We start from the raw sequence: 20901 nt of genomic DNA on the forward strand, positions 1-20901 counted from the left end.
AGGGTCCTTAAATTAAGGATCCTTCTCTTTTTAAGTGTTTGACTGTGTAAATTATCTTTTGACCTTCTTTTTAGCGTGAATCTTAGGTAGAATTTTTTTCTGTTCGACTTTAGATTCGCGAATCCAAGTGACTTCATCATCGTGGTCGAATTGTTCGATGAATTTAATCACTTCTTTGGTGATTGGAGTTGGAGTGGAGGCACCAGCTGTTACGGCCACAGTCTCGACTCCTTCTAACCATTCAAGATCAATCTCCGTGACGTCTGCAATTCGATACGCCGTTGTACCAGCTTTTTCTTTCGATACTTGGGCTAAGCGATTCGAGTTGTTACTCTTCGGATCGCCAACCACAAGGGTTAAGTCCGCTTTGCCGGCTTGTTCTGAAACGGCTTCTTGTCGGACTTGTGTGGCCATGCAGATTTCTTGTTGTTTTTCGAGTTGAGGGTACTTTTCTTTCGCGCGTTCCATGACATCATACACATCCCACTGACTCATCGTTGTTTGATTAGTAATCATCAGCTTCTCATGATCGAGTTCTAATGCGTCGACGTCTTCTTCTGTCTGCACGAGGTGCACTTTCCCAGGGGCTACTCCCATGGCTCCTTCGGGTTCAGGATGTCCGTGTTTCCCGACATAAATAATCTCGAACCCTTCTTCGACTTTCTTCCGGATCAGGTTGTGCGTATTGGTAACGTCCGGGCATGTGGCATCCAAGGTCATAAGTCCTTTCGCCTTCGCACGCTCTTTGACTTCTGGAGATACGCCGTGCGCGGTGAAAATGACCGTTCCGTCGTTGATTCCTTCTAGTAAATCCATGCGATTGTTTCCGTCTACTGTAATAATTCCTTCTTTTTCAAACGCATCCGTTACATGTTTGTTGTGTACAATCATACCTAAAATATATATCGGTCGTGGTAGATTGGGATCCTTAGCTGCATTTTGAGCGATGACCATAGCATCTACAACGCCGTAGCAATAACCGCGAGGGGCGATTTTAATGACTTCCATTATGAGACGTCCTCCTCTATATCCATTCCATTTGAATAACTTCCCCTTTTATTATAAAGGGTAAAGAGGAAGATGACAAAGAATCTCCCTATAATCCTAACGTTGTCGTGCATTTCTATCGCACGTCTATTATAATGGGGAAGGAACAATAATATTAAAGGAGCACGTCTATGAGTCAACACACATTCGAACAATATGCCATCAGTCCAGCCGTCAGTAAAATCGTTGAGGGACTTGGCTTTAAACAACCGACGCCTATTCAGCAACAGGTGCTACCTGCAGCCCTGCGCGGTGAAAGTTTAATTGGGCAGTCACATACAGGTTCTGGTAAAACCCATGCCTATCTACTTTCTCTGTTATCACAGTTAGATGAGAACATTGAGGATGTACAATTTGTCGTAACCGCCCCTACACGGGAACTAGCGATCCAAATTCATGAAGAAGTGAAAAAGGCGATTCAAATTGCTGGAAAAGACCAAGTTTGGCTTTCTAAACTATTGATTGGTGGAACGGACAAACAAAAAATGGTCGACAAGCTCTCTTCAACACCTCCCCATATTGTAGTAGGAACACCTGGGCGTATTTTAGATATGGTCAAAGAAGAAGCGATTGATCTGTATAAGGCCAAAGCCTTCGTATTAGATGAAGCCGACTTGATGCTTGATCTAGGTTTTATTGAAGACGTCGACCAAATATTAGTGCGAATGGATCAGGAAGTTCAAATGCTTGTTTTTTCAGCTACGATTCCAGAGCGTTTGCAGCCTTTTCTAAAGAAATATTTAACAAACCCGACTCATATACAAATTGAGGATGAAAAACCATCTCCAGAGTCCATGGAACACCGCCTTGTCCCATTACGACATAAGGACCCGGCCGACATTATCATGGATATTACGAAAGTTATTCAGCCATATTTAGCCATTATTTTCACGAACGGAAAAGAGCATGCTGATCAATTGGCCGATGATTTATTAAGTCGTGGGCTGAAAGTCGGCATCCTCCATGGTGGGTTGTCACCGCGTGAAAGAAAGCGGATGTTAAAAGAACTGCAAAGCTTGCGCTATCAATACATTGTAGCGACAGATCTTGCTTCAAGAGGGATTGATATTCAAGGCGTGAGTCATGTCATCAATGCACAAATGCCAAAAGAAGAAGAGTTTTACATTCACCGTGTAGGAAGAACAGCTCGAGCGGGAATGCAAGGAACAGCCATCAACTTATATAAAGATTCTGATCTTCCATTGATTCAAAAGCTAGAGAAAAAAGGGCTGTCCTTCAACTTTTTTGAAGTGAAAAACGGTGAGTGGAGAGAGGTCAAATCGTATAACGAGCGTCAAGTAAGAGAGCGACCGCAATCAGACCTTGAGAAACAGGCAAGAAGTATGGTTCGGAAACCTAAAAAGGTCAAACCCGGCTATAAGAAAAAGATGAAACAGCAGGCAGAAAAGAATTTAAAAGGATTAAAGCGTGACCAATACCGAAAAAAGAAAAAATAAGGTAGGGATTCGATGTTGAAAATTGGTTCTCATGTCTCGATGAAAGGCAAAAAAATGTTGCTTGGAGCAAGTGAAGAAGCCGCATCCTATGGCTCGAATACGTTCATGATTTACACAGGTGCCCCGCAGAATACGCGTCGCCGTGCAATTGAAGAGTTGAATATTGATGCCGGACAAGAACATATGAAGGCGAATGGAATCACAGATATCGTCGTTCACGCTCCTTATATTATTAATATCGGAAATACGACCAAACCAGAAACCTTTCAGCTGGGCGTCGACTTCCTAAGAAGTGAAATTGAACGTACAGAGGCGTTAGGTGCCCGTCAAATCGTATTGCATCCTGGTTCCCACGTTGGACAAGGTGTAGATAAAGGACTACCGAAGATCATTGAAGGTTTGAATGAAGTTTTGCATAAAGACCAAAACGTACAAATTGCTTTAGAGACGATGGCTGGAAAAGGATCCGAAATCGGAAGAAGCTTTGATGAACTAGCTCAAATTATTGATGGTGTAACAATGAATGATAAGCTATCTGTTTGTATGGATACGTGTCACATCCATGATGCAGGATACAACGTAGTAGAAGACTTTGATGGCGTTCTAGACGAATTCGACCGAATTGTTGGATTAGATCGTTTAAAGGTGATGCACGTAAACGACAGTAAAAATATTCAAGGTGCTGCCAAAGACCGTCATGAAAATATCGGATTCGGTCATATCGGATTTGATGCTTTGCATAAAGTGATTCATCATCCAAGCCTCAAGGAACTACCGAAGATTCTTGAAACACCTTATGTTGGTGAAGATAAGAAGAACAAAAAGCCTCCGTATAGGTTTGAGATTGATATGGTCAAAGAGGGGACATTTGACGAGAACCTCAAAGAAAAAATCATGGAACAATAAGAAAACGCGCACAGCCTTTTGGTTGTGCGCGTTTTTTTCGGAATAAAGTTCAATGTACTGGTGGAATGTTTTTTGAATCTTATAAGTATTAGTTTTTACTTCAACCAGTGAGAAACGCCATATTCGTTTGCCAATTTGACGAGTAATTTATGCACGGATCTTGCTGTATCTTTCGATGTCAGTGATGCTAATTTCTTGAACATTTTTTTGCGTCCATCAGGGTCGAAAGGATTTTCTTTATTTTTTTTCAAAGCTTTCACAACGGCTTCAGCTTCGGACTTCGAGACGGATATATTGTATTTTTTACTATATTCCAATACTTCTTTGACGGTTAACTCCCTTAACTTTTGGGTAATGAACTGTTGTGCCATATTTTTCATAGGTCTATTATCCCTCCGTGATTCAATGTCTTTACAACATATGAATTGGGAGAAGATAATGTGTTTTTAAAAAATTATGTCTATGAGTAAATCAATTGCAATCATCGTTAGCTTCCGTTAGTATAAGCCAATGGGTCCAGAAGGCGCACTAGTCGAAAGTACTATTTCGATGGAACAGCAAAGGAGTGGAAGTTTATGAAGGGATTTACACCTTTAGTACAAGCAGGAGTAGCCATACTTCTTGTAGCAGTAACATTCTTTACTGTGGACCATTTGAAAGATCAACACAAACAATCTTTAGCTGATGAAAATCAGCGTTTAGAGAATAAGAATGATGAGCTACAATCAAAGAATGAAAAGTTAACGAGCACCAATGATTATTTGTCGACAAAATCGACGGAATCAGCAGAGAAAGAGAATGGATTCTACACGTGGCCTAAGATGGAGAAGAAAGCAGAGCGTCTAGTGGCAGAAAGTAATGGTGAATTTAAAAAATCGTGGGCCCTCTATTTAATCAGGGAGTCCAAGCGTTATGATATTGACCCATATCTTGCGTATGAGTTATTGAAAGTGGAGACAGGGGGAACTTTCGACCCTGATTTAGTAGGACCTGAAACAAAATATGGACACGCTTATGGCATGAGTCAATTTATGAAGAATACAGCCCCTTGGATTGCGGACATGGCTGGACTACCTTATGAAGAGAAGCTTTTATTCGACCCATACTATTCCATGCAATTATCTTTAGTTTATTTAGACTTCCTTCACAATCAATATGGTAATTGGGACGAAGCGCTAACGGCTTATCATCGTGGCATGGGTGGTTTGGAACAGTACAAGCAAGAAAATGGGCATGCAAAGAGTTGGTATGCTAAGGAAATTCAAAACAAAGCAGAAAACCATACTACTGTCGCATTAGCTAACTAAAAAAAGAGCCTGATCCGGTATGACAATCGGATCAGGCTCTTTTTCTATAGAGAGTTGGAAAATATGGAGACATATGCGAATTAGACCCGATTCAGAAACCTCCCATTAACTTCCTCGTTAAAAAAATTAATTCATCACATACTATAAGTGATTCTCCAAACAGAAAGTGAGGGTTAATGATGAACGATCCAAAAGATCCGAAAGGTCCTGTTGAGCTTGAGAATCGAGAAGAGCGCCCTAAATATGGGCAAGCGTTTGAGAACGAAGAAGCTCAAAGTGCTCCAGAACATGGTGACGAGCTTGAACAAGTAGCCAAAGACGTGGATGACCACGGACGTGGACCAAATGCTCCGGTCTATGGAGAGAGTTATGAGGAAGAGTTTGCGGCTGAGACAGCAGCAGCTCCTGTTCATGAACCGATAGAGAATCAAGAAAAAGAAACGAACATGCAAGATGATGTGAAAGTCGGTATGGGGTGGGTAGGTTTATCGGCTGCCATCTTATCCTTCTTCTTTGCGCCTTTAATCTTGGGGGCAGCGGGAATTATTCTCGGCATCATCGGAAAGCGCAGAGGAGCAGATACGCTTGGGAATATGGCGATTATCATTAGTGTAGTTTCCATTGCCTTCTCGTTATTCTTTGCTCCGATTTACAATTTGATATAAATAAAAGGTGGATCCCCACATTTGAGGATCCACCTTCTTCTATATTAAGACTGTTCCAGCTTTTCTTTTTCTAAGCGCTGTTTTTCGTAATGTTCTTCAGCTAACTTATCGACTTCTTTTTTCAATTCTTCTACCATTATGTCTTCAGGTACTTTACGGATGATTTCTCCGTGACGGAACAGCAAGCCTTCCCCGCGTGCACCAGCTATACCGATGTCCGCCTCGCGTGCTTCTCCTGGTCCATTAACAGCACAACCTAAAACCGCAACCTTGATAGGCGCTTTTATAGTAGAAATATACTCTTCTACTTCATTGGCTATTGAGATCAAATCGATTTCAATTCGTCCACATGTTGGACACGAAATTAGAGTAGCTGCATTAGCTGCGAGACCGAAGGATTTCAGGAGTTCTTTCGCCACTTTCACTTCTTCAACAGGGTCTGCACTTAAACTGATACGTACAGTGCTTCCGATCCCTTTACTTAAAATAGCACCAAGTCCTGCGGCACTCTTAACGGTTCCGGCAAATAATGTGCCGGATTCAGTTATACCTAAATGAATAGGGTAATTGAATGCAGCCGCTGCTTTCTCATAAGCATCGATCGCTAACTTCACATCAGAAGCCTTAAGGGATACGATAATATCGTGGAAATCCAGATCTTCTAGGATTTTAATGTGATGAAGAGCACTCTCGACCATGCCTTCAGCGGTTGGATACCCATACTTCTCCAGGATATGACGCTCTAAAGAACCAGCGTTGACTCCGATACGAATCGGAATGCCTTTCTCTTTTGCTGCCTTTACAACAGCTTCGACTTTTTCGCGTTTTCCGATGTTTCCTGGGTTGATACGGATTTTGTCAGCTCCGCCCTCGATGGCTTTCAAGGCTTTCTTATAATCAAAGTGGATATCAACAACAAGTGGAATGTTGATGCGCTTCTTGATTTCAGGAATTGCATCAGCTGCTCGGTCATCCGGGCAGGCGACGCGCACAATTTGACATCCGGCTTCTTCTAGTCGTTTTATTTCTGCTACTGTTGCTTCAACGTCGTGCGTTTTCGTCGTTGTCATAGACTGGATGACGACCTCATCGGATCCACCAATCGTAACGTCACCGACTTTTACAGGACGTGTATCTTTTCTGTGCGTAATTGCCATTTTAATATCGCTCCTTTATCTATTCACAAAAAGGTATGCAAGGTGATTATTCCAACCTTCATTATAAGGGCTTTAGTAGGAAATGAGAAGCCAATAAGCTCGAAACGAACCGATTACATGTAAAAAATATGTAAAGGGCCTGGCTATGGCTACTAATCAAACTATATCACGGGATTTTCGATTAGAAAAATCATATGATAAAAATGAAACAAAAGCCTACGTTTAAACGTACATAAGATAATAATGCTACTTGAAGGAGTGTAGGCTCTTGCTTTCTTATGATTGGATCGCCTTATTTATCACTTTATTAGGTACGATGTTTCTCATTGGAGAACTTCTCGTGAATATGAGGGGGTTCTTCGGTTTAATCGGATTCGGGTTCATCACGGTTTACTTTTCTTCCTATTTAAGCACAGACATGTTCATAATTATGATGCTCGTTTATTTTCTCGGAATCGCCCTGATTGTCATTGACGGGAAAATCGTGAATGATGGAACACTTGCGATGATCGGTGGGGCTACTACGATTATTGCGGTTGGATTAAGTGCCCCTACATGGGTATCCGGCTTGTACAGTGTTATTGGTGTTATTTTAGGTGGAGCAGCTTCTCTTCTATTTCTTAAAGTGTTTAAGAGAAGAGAGATGTGGACGAAGATTACACTAGTCGACCAACTTTCTTCTGAGATGGGTTACAACTCCATGAAAGAAACGTATCAATCACTTGTAGGAGAAGAAGGGGAAGCATTGACGGATATGCGGCCAGTAGGAACGATCGTGATTGCTGGTGAAGAGTATAGTGCCGTTTCAAATGGTCAATGGATCTCAAAAGGCGACCAGATTCATGTCGTTTCTGTAGATGGGACTAAAATCTTAGTGAAGAAGACACAAGATAACTGAATATTTACGTCCGCTTCACAAAACCTTAACACTCCGTTGTCATAATTTGAATGGGAAAGAAAATTCAAAGGATAATGGAGTGTTTTACTATGAATAAATGGCGAGTGAAGCTGCAACGACCTTCGATTAAGTTGAGGCGTCCGTCTATCAAGTTTACAAGACCAACTCGTCTTCCATTTAGACAGCTATCGTTACAAGCTCGATTATCTATTATCATTTGTATAATGGTTGCATGCTCAATCGGTCTGATTGGGTTCTTCTCCTATACAAAAGCAAAAGATAGCCAAATGGCTCTTGTGCAAGATCGTTTAGAAAGAGAGCTTCTAATGGTTCAAGATGTAGCGGAGCAGTTGATGTACGCGTTTGTAGGTGATCAAGAAGAGTTCGAAAATCGGATGCAAGGATATTCTACTTCCCAACAAGCTCAGTTGGTGCAAGATGGGTTAAGTTCAAAAGCATACATAGTAAAAGAAGACGGAGTCTATTCTTACCCGGAAAATGAAAAGATGGACAGGTTCTCAACAAGCTTTATTGAACAAGTAAGAAATTCAGAAAACGGAACAATGACTCAGAGAGTGAATGGAGAGGAATTTGTATTTTCTTTCGCTCCGATCCAAGAGTTGCAAAGTGTTTACATGCTAGGTATTCCAGAAGATGACTTCATGTCCGGTGTGAATCAACTTGCAACCTACACGTTCGTACTCGGTGCAGCAACTTTGTTGGTTGTCATCATCACGGTCTATCTATTAATAGGCCGAGTTGTTCGCCCTCTGAAAGAAATGCAAGCCATCATGCTCAAAGCAAGAGACGGAATTCTTGAGGACACCTCCAGCATCCGAACAAGCTTACCGGAAATTCAATCCTTGAAAAAGAGTTACCAAGAAATGATGCAAACAATCACTTCAATATTGGCCTCCTTGCAAGGAGCAGTGAATCAATTGGAGCGCGGAGGGCGTCAGATAGAAGAATCATCTGTTGAGCTTAGACATTCCCAACAGGATGTAAAGAAAGAGATTCAATCCGTTGCGGAGGGAAGTAAGCGAACGCATAAACTCATGGAAACTCAAGGTAATGTTTTTGAGGAGCTTGATGAGATATTTGAAAAATTACTTGAGACAATGCAAGAAATGTATGAAAAGCAAGACGATATGAATGTAGCGGTCGAGTCTGGAACAGATGGGGTTCATAAGATTGAAAAATCATTCGATAGTTTCCGTGAAGAATTGCAGGAAATGACGTCAAGGGTGTCGTCGTTCCAAAATTACATGAACACGATTCAGGATTCGGGTGCGAAAATACAAGATATTGCTGAACAAACACGAATGCTTGCCCTCAATGCATCAATAGAGGCTGCGCGTGCGGGGGAGAGCGGAAAAGGATTCGCTGTCGTGGCTTCAGAAGTACGTAATCTGGCTGATCGCTCTCGCGTAGCAGCGCAAGATATTGATAAGCGGATGACGGATGTTTTAGCTATGGGGCAGTATTTCTCAGAGCAATTTAGTCAGCTGGAAAACGAAATTCATGAACAACAGTCACAAATGACGATCTCAAAGCACGCCTTTTCAAATGTTTCTGAAGGAATGAAGAGCTTCAACCATTACTTGAACCTATCGAAGCATCGCCTAGAAAACGGGGAGCATGTCATGCCTCGAATGAAAGAAGTAATGGAAGGAATGCAGCAAGTCACTCAAAATCAGACTATGTCAACGGATCATTTAGCTCTTGCTTCAGAGGAACAGCAGCAAAAAATGAACCACTTTGATGAGTTTTCCAGAGAGTTAGTGGCATTAACACAGGAACTATCCAGTTTAATCGCCTCCAATCAATTAACTAGAGTGGAGGATCACCCTGGTGAAAAAAACTCTAAAGAAGCAGACGCGATAGAACGTTCTGCTTAAGCTGATAGGATAAGGCACTATCCGAATGGGTAGTGTCTTTTTTGGTAGAAAAAGTTTATTGAATTCGATCTTCAGCATAAGGGTATGACTACCATATGAATAGAATGTAAATTTAATGTTAAGATTGTCGAAATTCCTTTGCAAATGACGACTTAATCGTTAATAATGGTGAAGGTGTTTTAAAAAAAGAGAAAAGACACGACAGATTAACTTGGATGAGAAGGGATGGAGAAGAATTGGAATTTGATGTGCAACAGATGATATTTGAATTCATCGGTGGACTTGGTATTTTCCTATTTGGTCTTAAGTACATGGGGGACGGACTACAAAAGGTAGCCGGTGATCGTTTGCGTGAATTGCTTGACCGCTTTACAAGTAACCCGCTTATGGGGGTTGTAGCCGGTGCTGTCGTAACGATATTACTTCAGAGTAGTTCAACGACGACAGTGTTAACGGTAGGTTTGGTTAATGCTGGGTTTATGACATTCAGACAAGCGATCGGAGTCATTATGGGTGCTAACATCGGTACTACGATGACGGCTTTCATTATTGGTATTGATGTGAAAGAGTATGGACTACCTATATTAGCCGTAGGTGCTTTCTTAATCTTTTTCTTTAAAAATAAAAAAGCTACGAACATTGGTCAGACGATCTTTGGTTTAGGTGCTTTATTCTTTGGTCTAGAGACGATGAGTGGTGGAATGAAACCACTTCGAACACTTGAAGCTTTCTCTGATTTGACTGTGAGCATGAGTAACAACCCGATTTTAGGAGTCGTTATAGGTACGTTGTTCACAGTTATCGTACAAAGTTCAAGTGCAACGATCGGTATTCTTCAGGAACTGATGGGTGAAGGTTTAGTGCCCCTTGATGCGGCGCTTCCGGTCCTGTTTGGTGATAACATCGGGACAACCATTACAGCCGTTATTGCGGCAATAGGTGCTAGCATCGGAGCGAAACGTGCTGCCTTTGTACACGTAATCTTCAACGTGCTCGGTGCCGTTGTGTTCTTGCTTCTATTGAGGCCATTTACCGCATATGTCGAATGGTTGCAAAATCAATTAGGGCTTGGTCCAGAAATGACAATCGCTTTTGCTCATGGGTCATTTAACATTGCGAATACGGTTGTACAATTTCCGTTTGTCGCTGTTCTGGCATGGATTGTGATCAAGTTGGTACCTGGTGAGGAATCTCTTGTCGATTCTAAACCTCAGCACTTAGATCCTATATTTATCGAACAATCACCAGCGCTTGCACTTGATCAAGCCAAAGAAGAAGTGATTCGTATGGGACAGTATGCTTATAAAGGTTTAGAAGAAACGAGCCTTTACCTTAACAACAAACAGCAAAAGCACTCTGAGGTTGCTATGCAAATCGAAGAGGCTTTGAACAACTTAGATCGTAAAATAACGGACTATTTAGTGGAGCTTTCTTCTGCTTCCTTAACGGATGAAGAAAGTCACAAACACTCTGCATTAATGGATTCGGTTCGTGACTTTGAACGAATCGGTGATCATTTTGAAAATATCATTGAATTGATCGACTATAAAAATTCAAATAAAGTACAACTTACAGAGCAAGCTGTAGAAGACTTGAACACCATGATAGACTTGACGCTTATGACCGTAAAACAAGCTACGAAGTCATTGGAGAACATGAGTCGTGAAGAGGCTCTTGCTGTTGTACAAAAAGAGAATGAGCTCGATCGTATGGAACGCAGTTACCGTAAGAAGCACATCATCCGTCTGAATGAAGGAGTGTGCACAGGGCAAGCAGGTATTGTATTTGTAGACATGATCAGTAATTTAGAGCGAATCGGTGATCATGCCGTCAATATTGCTGAAGAAGTCCTTGGTGAAAAAGAAAGCCTATAGTTAGTGAAGAAGGAGACAGGTAACCCTGTCTCCTTCTTTTTATTTTAAACTTTGGAAGCCTTTTGTTAAGAAAAGCCGAGTTTTTGTTGAAAAAACTCTTGAAAAGCATGTGTAGTCCGTGCTATATTATTTTTGTCGCAAAAAAACAGAAGACGCGAATTGAAACTTTCACAGAAAATCATTGACGCTTATACAGAAATGTGATATATTATTAATTGTCGCTTCAAGCGGTATCAACAAAATGGCGGTGTAGCTCAGCTGGCTAGAGCGTACGGTTCATACCCGTGAGGTCGGGGGTTCGATCCCCTCCGCCGCTACCATTTTTTTATTGCATTACATAATTTCATAAACTATGGCGGTTGTGGCGAAGTGGTTAACGCACCTGATTGTGGTTCAGGCATTCGTGGGTTCGATCCCCATCATCCGCCCCATGTGGACCCTTAGCTCAGCTGGTTAGAGCTATCGGCTCATAACCGATCGGTCGCAGGTTCGAGTCCTGCAGGGTCCACCACAACGAAATACGGAGGAGTACCCAAGTTTGGCTGAAGGGAGCGGTCTTGAAAACCGCCAGGGGGTTAACGCCCCGCGGGGGTTCGAATCCCTCCTCCTCCGCCATTTTATATTCTAGAATGAGTAGAATATAAAAACTATAGTAAGAGGCTCGGTAGCTCAGTCGGTAGAGCAACGGACTGAAAATCCGTGTGTCGGCGGTTCGATTCCGTCCCGAGCCACCATCATTTCTAACAAGCTAATAGGCTTGTTTTTTTTATGTCTAAAATTAGCTCTCTATACCAAATTTCAAAGTAATCATTAATCAAAGCTTTCTGTACTCTCTTCAAAAACAGGGCAGAATTGTGGAAGACGTGATTTCGAGACTTCTGTAATGGAGAAGATGAGTAGGGGAACGAGTCGCTTTCCGTGGGGCGTGCGCTGACCCTCCTCGTTTCCTTACTCACCTTGCCCAAATAGTCTCTCGAAATCACACCCCGAAAAGAATAGGTCCATGAACAATGCGACTCATGCGGGATGTATTGGATGAACGGATTTCTATTCGGACATTTAACAAAATGATTCGGACAAGAGATGCATTATATCGGACATCCATCTGCACATTTCGGACTAGCGACCTTCTATATCGGACATTTACTCAGCTTTTCCGGACACTCGCACTCCACACTTTATTTCGGGGAGGACCCGAAGTCTCCTTTTTGAGTCTTCAAGATATGGGGCACTATCTTAAGGGAAGACGTTTGATTTCCTTAAAAAAGGGAATGCATAATATCGGGAGAGATATAGAACATATTTCTCGTCTTGCAAATTAGTTGCAAGTCATATTTCGGTTTGGTAATGTAAAATTAAGAGGTTGTGTAAAGCCACTTCTTGTTTTACATATTACATTTAAGGAGGAGTTATACAATGGCTAAATTTGAACTACCAGAACTACCTTATGCTTATGATGCACTAGAACCAACAATCGACAAGGAAACAATGAACATCCACCATACGAAACACCACAATGGTTACGTAACGAAGCTGAACAATGCACTAGAAGGGCATGCGGATCTTCAAGACAAATCACTTGAGGAGTTACTTGCTAACAACCTATCGGCAGTACCTGAAGACATTCAAACAGCCGTACGTCGCAATGGTGGCGGCCATGCGAACCACTCTCTATTCTGGACAATCATGTCTCCTAATGGCGGTGGCGAGCCTACAGGTGATCTTGCTACGAAAATCAACGACACGTTCGGAAGCCTAGATTCTTTCAAAGAAACATTTGAAAACACGGCAAAAGGTCGTTTCGGTTCTGGTTGGGCATGGTTAGTTGTAAATAACGGTAACCTAGAAGTAATCGATACGCTTAACCAAGACTCTCCTTTAATGGAAGGCAAAACGCCTATTCTTGGTCTTGATGTTTGGGAGCATGCATACTACTTGAATTATCAAAACCGTCGTCCTGATTACGTTTCTGCATTCTGGAACGTAGTAAACTGGGACGAAGTAGCGAAGCGTTTCGACGCAGCTAAATAAATGTATTAACTAAAGGACATGGCGGTTGCCATGCCCTTTTTTTGTTCCAACCCGAAAACTTTTGTCTAAGTCATGATTTTGAGGCAATCACGCGTTTCTGTATTCCCTGCTGTCTCCTTTTTGTTCGTATATCTCTTTTTGTTATGACAACACTAAGGAGGGAACATAAAGGAGACATGTTTATGGTGAGTAAGCTACGTGCGTGGTTGAACCGCGAAAATGTATCAAAGGATTTATTGTTGCTGCTCTTAATTGGAGGGCTTTACTCCCTAGGTATTTTCTTGTCGAGTACCTTTGTGAATATTTATTTATGGAAACAATCGAATAGCTATACAGATATTGCTCTTTACAATATGAGCATATATATTTTGCAGCCTTTGACATTCATCTTTGCAGGTAAATGTGCGAAGAGGGTTGATCGGGTCATTGTGTTACGAACGGGTGTAACCGTGCTGTCTCTATTTTTCCTTACTGTTCTTATAGTTGGGGAGAAAGCGGCCACTTTCAATATTATGCTCGGGGCGTTACTCGGAATAGGGTATGGTTTTTATTGGCTTGCTTACAACGTGTTAACTTTCGAAATTACAGAGCCGGATACGCGGGATTTTTTTAATGGGTTTCTTGGCGTTTTGCAGTCCCTCGGTGGAATGAGCGGTCCTTTACTGGCGGGGTTTATTATATCGCGTCTGAATAATTTTACGGGGTATACTGTGATTTTCGCTATCTCGTTTGGACTATTTATTGTGGCCGTAATCGTCAGTTTTGGATTGTCCAGAAGAAAAGCAAAGGGGAACTTTTCTTTTAAACGAATCATTGATGAACGTAAACACAATACAAACTGGAGAAGAATTCTAAATGCTCATGTGTCTCAAGGGTTCAGGGAAGGCACATTCCTTTTTGCTGTTTCGATTTGGATTTTCTTAATGACTCAAGATGAGCTGTCGATCGGGTTATTTAACCTAGTGTATTCAGGATTCTCATTCTTGTTTTATTTTTTGGTGAGTCGAGTGGTGAAGCCTAGAAGGAGAAAGAAAGCCATTCTTCTCGCAGGACTTGTTTTATATTTAAACGTTTTGATTCTACTTGTGAGCTATAATATGCCGCTGCTTTTAGTTTATGGTGCCATTGGTGGGATTTTCTTCCCTCTGTTTTACGTGCCGTATCTGTCTCTTACTTACGATGTAATAGGGAAGTCTTGGAATGCCGGAGAGATGCGAATCGAGTACATTGTGGTCCGTGAGATCTTCTTGAATTCTGGAAGGGTTTTATCGATTGCTATATTTTTGCTTTCGATTCCTTTTATACAACCAGAATCAGGTATTCCGTATATTTTGCTGCTTGTAGGGGGAGGACACTTTCTGGCGTATTTCTTTATCAGGCGCATTGACACAAAAACGATGCGTGCGACACATCATTGAAACGTATAAACCCGAACTCTCGTCTATTCTTATAGAAGCAAACCGTGCTATAATATAGAAAGAATTTTTTCGAGAAGCAAGGGAGAGGAGAACCATGGGTAAGGAAAAGAAAAAGAAGCAACTAAAGAAAAAGTCGCACCTTCCTTTCCGTTTGAACGTCGTGTTTTTTATTGTATTTTTATTATTTGCAGCCATCATTTTGCAATTAGGCGTTGTTCAAATATTGAACGGTCAAGAAGCGCAGGAAGAAATCGATCGTACAGAAAATACGACGACGAATATTCCTGTACCTCGTGGGGAAATGTATGATCGTTATGGCCGGGTCATTGTTGATAATGAGCCACTTTATTCTATTACATATACTCCTCCAAAAGGGGTGCAGCCAGAGGACCGTTTGGAATTAGCGAAAAGACTTGCAGATTTCATGAATATGCCTTTTGAAAATAAGTTGAGTACGCGTGATTTAAAAGAGTATTTCTTCCTGCAGAATCGGGAGGAGATTCAGGATCGTGTTGCAGACGTCGATACAAGCGAGATGGAAAATGGGGAAATATATCAACTTCAACTGGACAGTATAACCGAAGAAGAGATCCAAAGTTATGATGATGCTACAAGAGAAATTATCGCCATAAAGAAAGAACTCGACAAAGCGTATGCGTTGTCTCCACACATTATAAAGAATGCGGATATTACGGAGGAAGAGTACTCCACTGTTGCTGAACATTTGGCGCAATTACCTGGGGTGAATGTTACAGCAGACTGGGAGCGCAGTTATCCATTCGAAACGACCTTTAAGAACTACATTGGTGGAATCACCTCAAGGAACCAAGGTGTTCCAAGAGACGATTTCGATTACTATATGTCTTTGGATTATAGCCGGAATGACCGAGTGGGAATCAGTGGTTTAGAACAACAGTATGAAGATGTGTTAAGAGGGACGAAAGAGAAAGTCCAATACTTAACCGATAAAGACAATAATGTTGTGGATTCCAAAGTCATAAGAGAAGGTGAACGAGGGAAAGACCTGGTTTTAACCGTAGACATGGAGCTTCAAAAGATGGTCGATCAAATTGTACGCGAAGAATTAGCAGCTGCGATAAGAGAAGCACCATACGAAAACAGTAATCTTGAAAATAGTGTAGCTGTCGTTTCAAATCCGAAAACTGGAGAAATTTTAGCTATTTCCGGACAAAAGTATAACCGAAGTCTGGAAGAGGGGGAAGATCGCTTTTCTGACGTCTCACACCAGGCTGTCTATAACGCCTATACGCCCGGATCGACAGTCAAGGGAGCCACCATTCTGACCGGTTTACACGAAGGGGCGATTGGCCGATATACGACAGTCAATGACGTTGCGATCAACCTTGCTGGGAAACGGAAAAGTTCCTACACACCGAACATTGGTGTCGTAAACCCTGTATCCGCTTTGCAACAATCGTCAAACGTCTATATGTTCTACTTAGCGATGTGGTTAGGTGGAGAATATGGATATGAACCTGGCGGGCGGATTTCATTAGCACCAGGAACATTTGAAACCTTTTTATATAACTTCAACCAATTCGGTTTAGGAGTAGAAACCGGACTGGACTTTCCTTATGAAGAAACAGGTTTCCAAGGAGACGATCCAAATCCAGGTCTTATTCTCGACTTTTCGATAGGTCAATACAGCACTTATACAGCTATGCAACTCAATCAATATGTCTCTACGATTGCTAATGGTGGAGATCGAATGAGGTTGCGGTTAGTAAAAGAAGTTCATGACCCATCCATGAAGGTAGAGGGATTAGGTCCTGTTTATAACGACTATTCTCCACAAGTTCTAAATCAGGTTGAAATGGATCCATCCTATATCGATGCTGTTCAAGAAGGATTCAGGCAAGTATTTCAAACACCTAGAGGTACGGCGAGTAGCATATTTTCAAAGGAACCTTATGCTCAATATAGAATGGCCGGAAAAACAGGTACAGCGGAAGCGACGAAGTATGTTCCTGTAAATGGCGGGGAATCTTACCGGCCAATCCGTAATCTGTTGAATAAGACGCTGGTTGGTTATGCACCGCATGACGATCCAGAAATCGCCTTCTCTGTTATGACACCGTATTTGGGTGATGATGCTACGTCTACCTTCAATGTGAGCAATAAGATAGGAGCAAGGATCGGAGAAGCCTACTTTAAATTGAAAGAACAACGTTCAGAAGAAGGTCTATCTTCTACGGAAACCGATGAAAATCCTTCAGAACAAGAGTGATACGACTAGTATCGCTCTTTTTTTTGGTCGAAAACCTGTGATCAAGGACATTTTTCAACAAAATCCCCTAATTTACAAAACCTTTACGTTTCGTTTATATGTAATTAAAACTCTGTCGGTAGTATATAGGATGTGAGTTGGTCAAGCCATCATCACACAAACTAAAGACCTATAGGGGGAGAAAGAAATGAAAAACCTTAAGAGTTTAGCATTGATGCTAGCATTCATCTTGGTGCTAGGAGTACTTGCAGCATGTGGCGGTTCAGAAGAAGAGCCAGCAGAAAGTGGTTCTGATTCAGAGTCAACGGAAGAAAGTGCAAACGGAAGTGAAGGCGAAGGTAGCGAAGAAGTTTCTGGTCCAATCGCAATCGACGGATCTTCAACTGTATTCCCGATCATGGAGTACCTGACTTACGAATACAGCCAAGATAACCCAGAAGTTAACGCAACTCTAAACAGTTCAGGTTCCGGTGGTGGATTCAAGAAATCTACTGTTGGTGAAATTGACCTTTCTAACGCTTCTCGCCCAATCAAGGAAGAAGAGAAAGCAATTGCTGAAGAAAACGGCATTACACTTGAGCCGCTTGAGCTTGCTTATGATGGTCTTTCAGTAGTCGTTTCTCAACAAAACGATTTTGTAGAAAATCTTTCAGTTGAACAATTACAACAAATTTTCCTTGCATCATCTGACGCGCAAATGTGGTCTGACATTAACCCGGAATGGCCAGAAGAACAAATCAAAATCTTCAGCCCTGGTCATGACTCAGGTACATTCGACTACTTCAATGAAGTCATTCTAGAAGAAGAGCCAATGAAAGAAGGCGAAAACACAACACTTTCTGAAGATGACAACGTTCTAGTTCGTGGTATCGAAAACGATCCAAATGCAATCGGATTCTTCGGTTATGCTTATTACGCTGAGAACGAAGATGTTCTTAAAGTACTAGGTATAAAAGATGGCGAAGATGCTGAAGCCATTAAACCGAATGGTGAAACAATTCAAGATGGTTCTTATACACCACTTTCTCGCCCGGTATTCACATATGTAAATGTGAATTCTTATAAAGAAAAACCACAAGTTCGTGACTTCGTTGAATTCACATTGAACAATGCTGGTAAAGCAGCTGAACAAGTTGGCTATGTGGCACTTCCTGATGAGAAGTACCAAGAGCAACTTGAAACGGCAAAAAGCTGGGCTGAATAAGTAATTTTGAAAATTTAACAAGGAGGGTGAGACCCACAAGGTCTCACCTTGCCTTATGGATGAAGGGAGTTTTCAAAGATGGACAGAAGTTTGCAATCAGAGGGAAAAGGATTGGATGTCCAGAAACTGATCGAACAAAATAAACAAAAATCAAGTTTCGGATCTAAAATAGAGAAAGTGATTCCGTGGTTTTTGTTGCTATGTGCCATTGTTAGTGTGCTGACAACAGTCGGTATTTTATTTACTTTATTACGCGAGTCTATTGGATTCTTTTCCAACGTCTCGATTTTTGAATTCTATACAGGAACAAGTTGGTCTCCGTGGTCAGGTCATTACGGTGTAGCCCCTTTGATAGGTGGAACATTGTTGATCACTTTAATTGCTACCGTTGTAGCTGTACCACTAGGACTGATGTCCGCCATTTTTTTGAGTGAGTATGCAAACGATAAAGCAAGAAGAATTATCAAGCCAGTATTAGAGGTATTGGCAGGTATTCCAACGGTCGTTTACGGTTACTTCGCATTAACGTTCGTCACACCGATGTTTCAGGCGATCTTACCTGATTTAGGTATCTTTAATGCGTTAAGCGCTGGATTTGTTGTAGGTATTATGATTATTCCTATGGTAGCCTCTTTATCTGAAGATGCGATGAACTCTGTACCAAATGCTCTACGTGAAGGAGCTTATGGACTTGGGGCAACGAAGTTAGAAGTTGTGTTCAAAGTTGTACTTCCAGCCGCTTTTTCAGGTATTGTCGCTTCAATCGTACTGGCGATTTCTCGTGCAATCGGAGAAACGATGATCGTTACGATTGCAGCTGGTGCAACACCGAACTTGACGTTTGATCCCACACAGTCGATTCAGACGATGACAGCCTTCATTGTACAAGCCGCAACAGGTGACACAACGTTCGGCTCGACCATTTATTATAGTCTGTACGCTGTTGGTATGACGTTATTCGTGTTCACGCTAGTCATGAACTTAATCGCACAATTCATCTCAAGAAGGTTCAGGGAGGAATATTAATGCTTGGACAAAACGAACAAGGTATAAAATCTCGCATGCAAGGGAGAGTGCGTACCAATAAAATCATGATGGTGTTGTTCTTCTTAGCAACTTCTGTCGGCTTGATTTTCCTTGCGCTCCTCTTTTATCGTGTATTGACTCAAGGAATTGGTTATTTAAATTGGAATTATATTACGAGCTTCCCGGCCCCTTATCCAGAACAAGCAGGGTTATGGGCGGGTGTAATTGGCTCGATTCTTCTGATGCTGATTGTCGCTGTGTTTTCAGTCATAATCGGTGTCTCGACAGCGATTTATTTGGAAGAGTACGCCTCTGAAAACAAGTTTACAGACTTCATTCGAGTAAACATTCAAAACTTAGCTGGTGTGCCGTCCATTGTATTTGGTTTGTTAGGATTGACATTTTTCGTTTATATGTTTAATTTCGGGTATACCCTCATTGCAGGTGGATTAACAATGGCGTTACTGATTCTGCCCGTTATCGTTGTAGCAGCACAAGAAGCTGTGCGCTCTGTACCTGCTGAAATAAAAGAAGCCTCTTATGGTATGGGAGCTTCCAAATGGCAAACGATTCAACGTGTCATTTTACCTGCTGCTATTCCTGGGATTTTGACAGGAGCGATCATTGCACTATCACGTGCGATCGGAGAAACAGCTCCCCTCATCATCGTAGGTGCAGCAACAGCTATTTACACGTTGCCTGATTCATTATTAGCTAAATACACGGTTATGCCCATTCAGATCTATAACTGGACAGGCAGACCACAAGAAGAGTGGCAATTCGTCGCAGGTGCTGGAATTATCGTATTGTTAGCGATTTTGCTACTCATGAACTCCGTAGCCGTATTGATCCGAAATAAATTTCAACGTCGACTATAAATATAAATGGATGTGGAGGGTTTCATAATGAATAAAGTAATGGAAGAAAACAAAGGAACCAATGTAGGTGAAATGGCAACGATAAAGAAAGAGAATATCCAAGCTGGTGAGAAACAAACAGAGGGAAATTATGTATTTGATGTACAGGACTTGAACCTTTGGTATGGTCAAGATCAGGCTCTTTATGAAGTGAATATGCAAGTACCGGAGAAACAAGTCACAGCGATTATCGGACCGTCTGGTTGTGGTAAATCCACGTTCCTTAAAACGTTGAATCGTATGGTCGAGATGGTTCCGATCGTAAAGACTTCAGGTGATATTAAATATCGCAACCAACCGATCTTCGGTAACAAATATGCAAAAGAATACTTGCGGACAAAAGTTGGTATGGTCTTCCAAAAGCCGAACCCATTCCCGAAATCTGTCTATGATAATGTCGCTTATGGGCCGCGTATCCATGGAATCAAGAAAAAAGAAACTCTAGATCAAATTGTAGAGGAAAGTCTGAAGGGTGCCGCAATTTGGGATGAGTTGAAAGATCGTTTGCATGAAAACGCATATGGTTTATCTGGTGGACAGCAACAACGTGTTTGTATCGCTCGTGCTTTAGCTGTAGAACCTGATGTCATTTTGATGGACGAGCCAACTTCTGCTCTTGATCCGATTTCTACAGCAAAAGTTGAAGAATTGGTTCAAGAATTGAAGAAAAAATACAGCATCATTATCGTGACACACAATATGCAACAAGCCGCTCGTATTTCTGATAAGACCGCATTTTTCCTGAACGGTGAATTAATTGAGTTCGCGAAAACAGATGACTTATTCCAAAACCCTCAAGACAAGCGAACAGAAGATTATATTACTGGCCGCTTCGGATAAATACTTTT

At 41.7% G+C, this 20901-nt stretch carries 17 protein-coding genes and 5 tRNA genes; 19 read left to right on the forward strand and 3 right to left on the reverse strand.

The genetic code is table 11. The features are described from left to right. Positions 1-51 precede the first annotated feature (51 nt). Positions 52-1008 carry a 4-hydroxy-3-methylbut-2-enyl diphosphate reductase gene (locus H0266_RS01530; RefSeq protein WP_181470626.1) on the reverse strand — a complete coding sequence of 319 codons (957 nt, stop codon included), beginning with the start codon at positions 1006-1008 and terminating at the stop codon, positions 52-54. Positions 1009-1178: 170 nt separating this feature from the next. Between H0266_RS01530 and H0266_RS01535 the strand changes: the two genes are divergently transcribed. Then, positions 1179-2504 (forward strand): DEAD/DEAH box helicase, encoded by a 1326-nt coding sequence (locus H0266_RS01535; RefSeq protein WP_181470627.1) that lies wholly within the window; start codon positions 1179-1181, stop codon positions 2502-2504. A 12-nt stretch (positions 2505-2516) separates the two neighbouring features. Further along, positions 2517-3410, forward strand: coding sequence for a deoxyribonuclease IV (locus tag H0266_RS01540; RefSeq protein ID WP_181470628.1), 894 nt, complete (start codon positions 2517-2519; stop codon positions 3408-3410). A gap of 95 nt (positions 3411-3505) precedes the next feature. On the opposite strand, the gene H0266_RS01545 is transcribed toward H0266_RS01540, so the two are convergent. Continuing rightward, entirely contained in the window at positions 3506-3790 is a 285-nt protein-coding gene (locus H0266_RS01545; protein ID WP_181470629.1) for a DUF2624 domain-containing protein, read from the reverse strand. A gap of 195 nt (positions 3791-3985) precedes the next feature. Between H0266_RS01545 and H0266_RS01550 the strand changes: the two genes are divergently transcribed. Both H0266_RS01550 and H0266_RS01555 read left to right on the forward strand, forming a co-directional pair. After that, on the forward strand, positions 3986-4717 hold the full coding sequence (locus tag H0266_RS01550; RefSeq protein WP_181470630.1) for a transglycosylase SLT domain-containing protein: 732 nt from the start codon (positions 3986-3988) through the stop codon (positions 4715-4717). A gap of 179 nt (positions 4718-4896) precedes the next feature. Continuing rightward, positions 4897-5382: a hypothetical protein gene (locus H0266_RS01555; protein WP_246363583.1), complete on the forward strand. Its 486-nt coding sequence runs from the start codon at positions 4897-4899 to the stop codon at positions 5380-5382. A gap of 44 nt (positions 5383-5426) precedes the next feature. Here the strand turns inward: H0266_RS01555 and ispG are convergent, their stop codons facing one another. Continuing rightward, on the reverse strand, positions 5427-6539 hold the full coding sequence (gene ispG, locus H0266_RS01560; RefSeq protein ID WP_220127083.1) for a flavodoxin-dependent (E)-4-hydroxy-3-methylbut-2-enyl-diphosphate synthase: 1113 nt from the start codon (positions 6537-6539) through the stop codon (positions 5427-5429). Positions 6540-6807: 268 nt separating this feature from the next. Here ispG and H0266_RS01565 point away from each other — a divergent pair, with 268 nt between their 5' ends. From H0266_RS01565 to pstB, 15 genes are all read left to right on the forward strand, one after another. Next, positions 6808-7437 carry an NfeD family protein gene (locus H0266_RS01565; protein ID WP_246363585.1) on the forward strand — a complete coding sequence of 210 codons (630 nt, stop codon included), beginning with the start codon at positions 6808-6810 and terminating at the stop codon, positions 7435-7437. Positions 7438-7526: 89 nt separating this feature from the next. Then, on the forward strand, positions 7527-9335 hold the full coding sequence (locus H0266_RS01570; protein WP_181470631.1) for a methyl-accepting chemotaxis protein: 1809 nt from the start codon (positions 7527-7529) through the stop codon (positions 9333-9335). 215 nt (positions 9336-9550) lie between these two features. After that, a complete protein-coding gene (locus H0266_RS01575; protein WP_425484277.1) occupies positions 9551-11209 on the forward strand; it encodes a Na/Pi cotransporter family protein in 1659 nt (552 codons plus the stop codon). A gap of 243 nt (positions 11210-11452) precedes the next feature. Continuing rightward, a tRNA-Met gene (locus tag H0266_RS01580) sits at positions 11453-11529 on the forward strand. Positions 11530-11564: 35 nt separating this feature from the next. Further along, positions 11565-11640: transfer RNA gene (locus H0266_RS01585), tRNA-His, on the forward strand. Between the two features lie 3 nt (positions 11641-11643). Continuing rightward, positions 11644-11720, forward strand: a tRNA-Ile gene (locus tag H0266_RS01590). Positions 11721-11731: 11 nt separating this feature from the next. Next, a tRNA-Ser gene (locus H0266_RS01595) sits at positions 11732-11824 on the forward strand. Positions 11825-11867: 43 nt separating this feature from the next. Further along, a tRNA-Phe gene (locus tag H0266_RS01600) sits at positions 11868-11943 on the forward strand. A 682-nt stretch (positions 11944-12625) separates the two neighbouring features. Next, complete coding sequence (locus tag H0266_RS01605) at positions 12626-13240, forward strand: superoxide dismutase (protein ID WP_181470632.1); 615 nt, start codon at positions 12626-12628, stop codon at positions 13238-13240. Positions 13241-13422: 182 nt separating this feature from the next. Next, on the forward strand, positions 13423-14658 hold the full coding sequence (locus tag H0266_RS01610; protein ID WP_181470633.1) for an MFS transporter: 1236 nt from the start codon (positions 13423-13425) through the stop codon (positions 14656-14658). A 94-nt stretch (positions 14659-14752) separates the two neighbouring features. Then, positions 14753-16906: a peptidoglycan D,D-transpeptidase FtsI family protein gene (locus tag H0266_RS01615; RefSeq protein WP_181470634.1), complete on the forward strand. Its 2154-nt coding sequence runs from the start codon at positions 14753-14755 to the stop codon at positions 16904-16906. Positions 16907-17093: 187 nt separating this feature from the next. After that, positions 17094-18110, forward strand: a complete 1017-nt coding sequence (locus H0266_RS01620; protein ID WP_181470635.1) for a PstS family phosphate ABC transporter substrate-binding protein — start codon at positions 17094-17096, stop codon at positions 18108-18110. 78 nt (positions 18111-18188) lie between these two features. After that, positions 18189-19136 (forward strand): phosphate ABC transporter permease subunit PstC, encoded by a 948-nt coding sequence (pstC, locus tag H0266_RS01625; protein ID WP_181470636.1) that lies wholly within the window; start codon positions 18189-18191, stop codon positions 19134-19136. Continuing rightward, positions 19136-20014, forward strand: a complete 879-nt coding sequence (gene pstA, locus H0266_RS01630) for a phosphate ABC transporter permease PstA (protein WP_181470637.1) — start codon at positions 19136-19138, stop codon at positions 20012-20014. Before pstC ends, pstA begins: the two co-directional genes overlap by 1 nt. A 72-nt stretch (positions 20015-20086) precedes the next feature. Then, entirely contained in the window at positions 20087-20893 is an 807-nt protein-coding gene (pstB, locus tag H0266_RS01635) for a phosphate ABC transporter ATP-binding protein PstB (protein ID WP_220127140.1), read from the forward strand. Positions 20894-20901: the final 8 nt, after the last annotated feature.

The organism is Halobacillus locisalis (genome assembly GCF_013694105.1).
GTDB lineage: Bacteria > Bacillota > Bacilli > Bacillales > Halobacillaceae > Halobacillus > Halobacillus locisalis.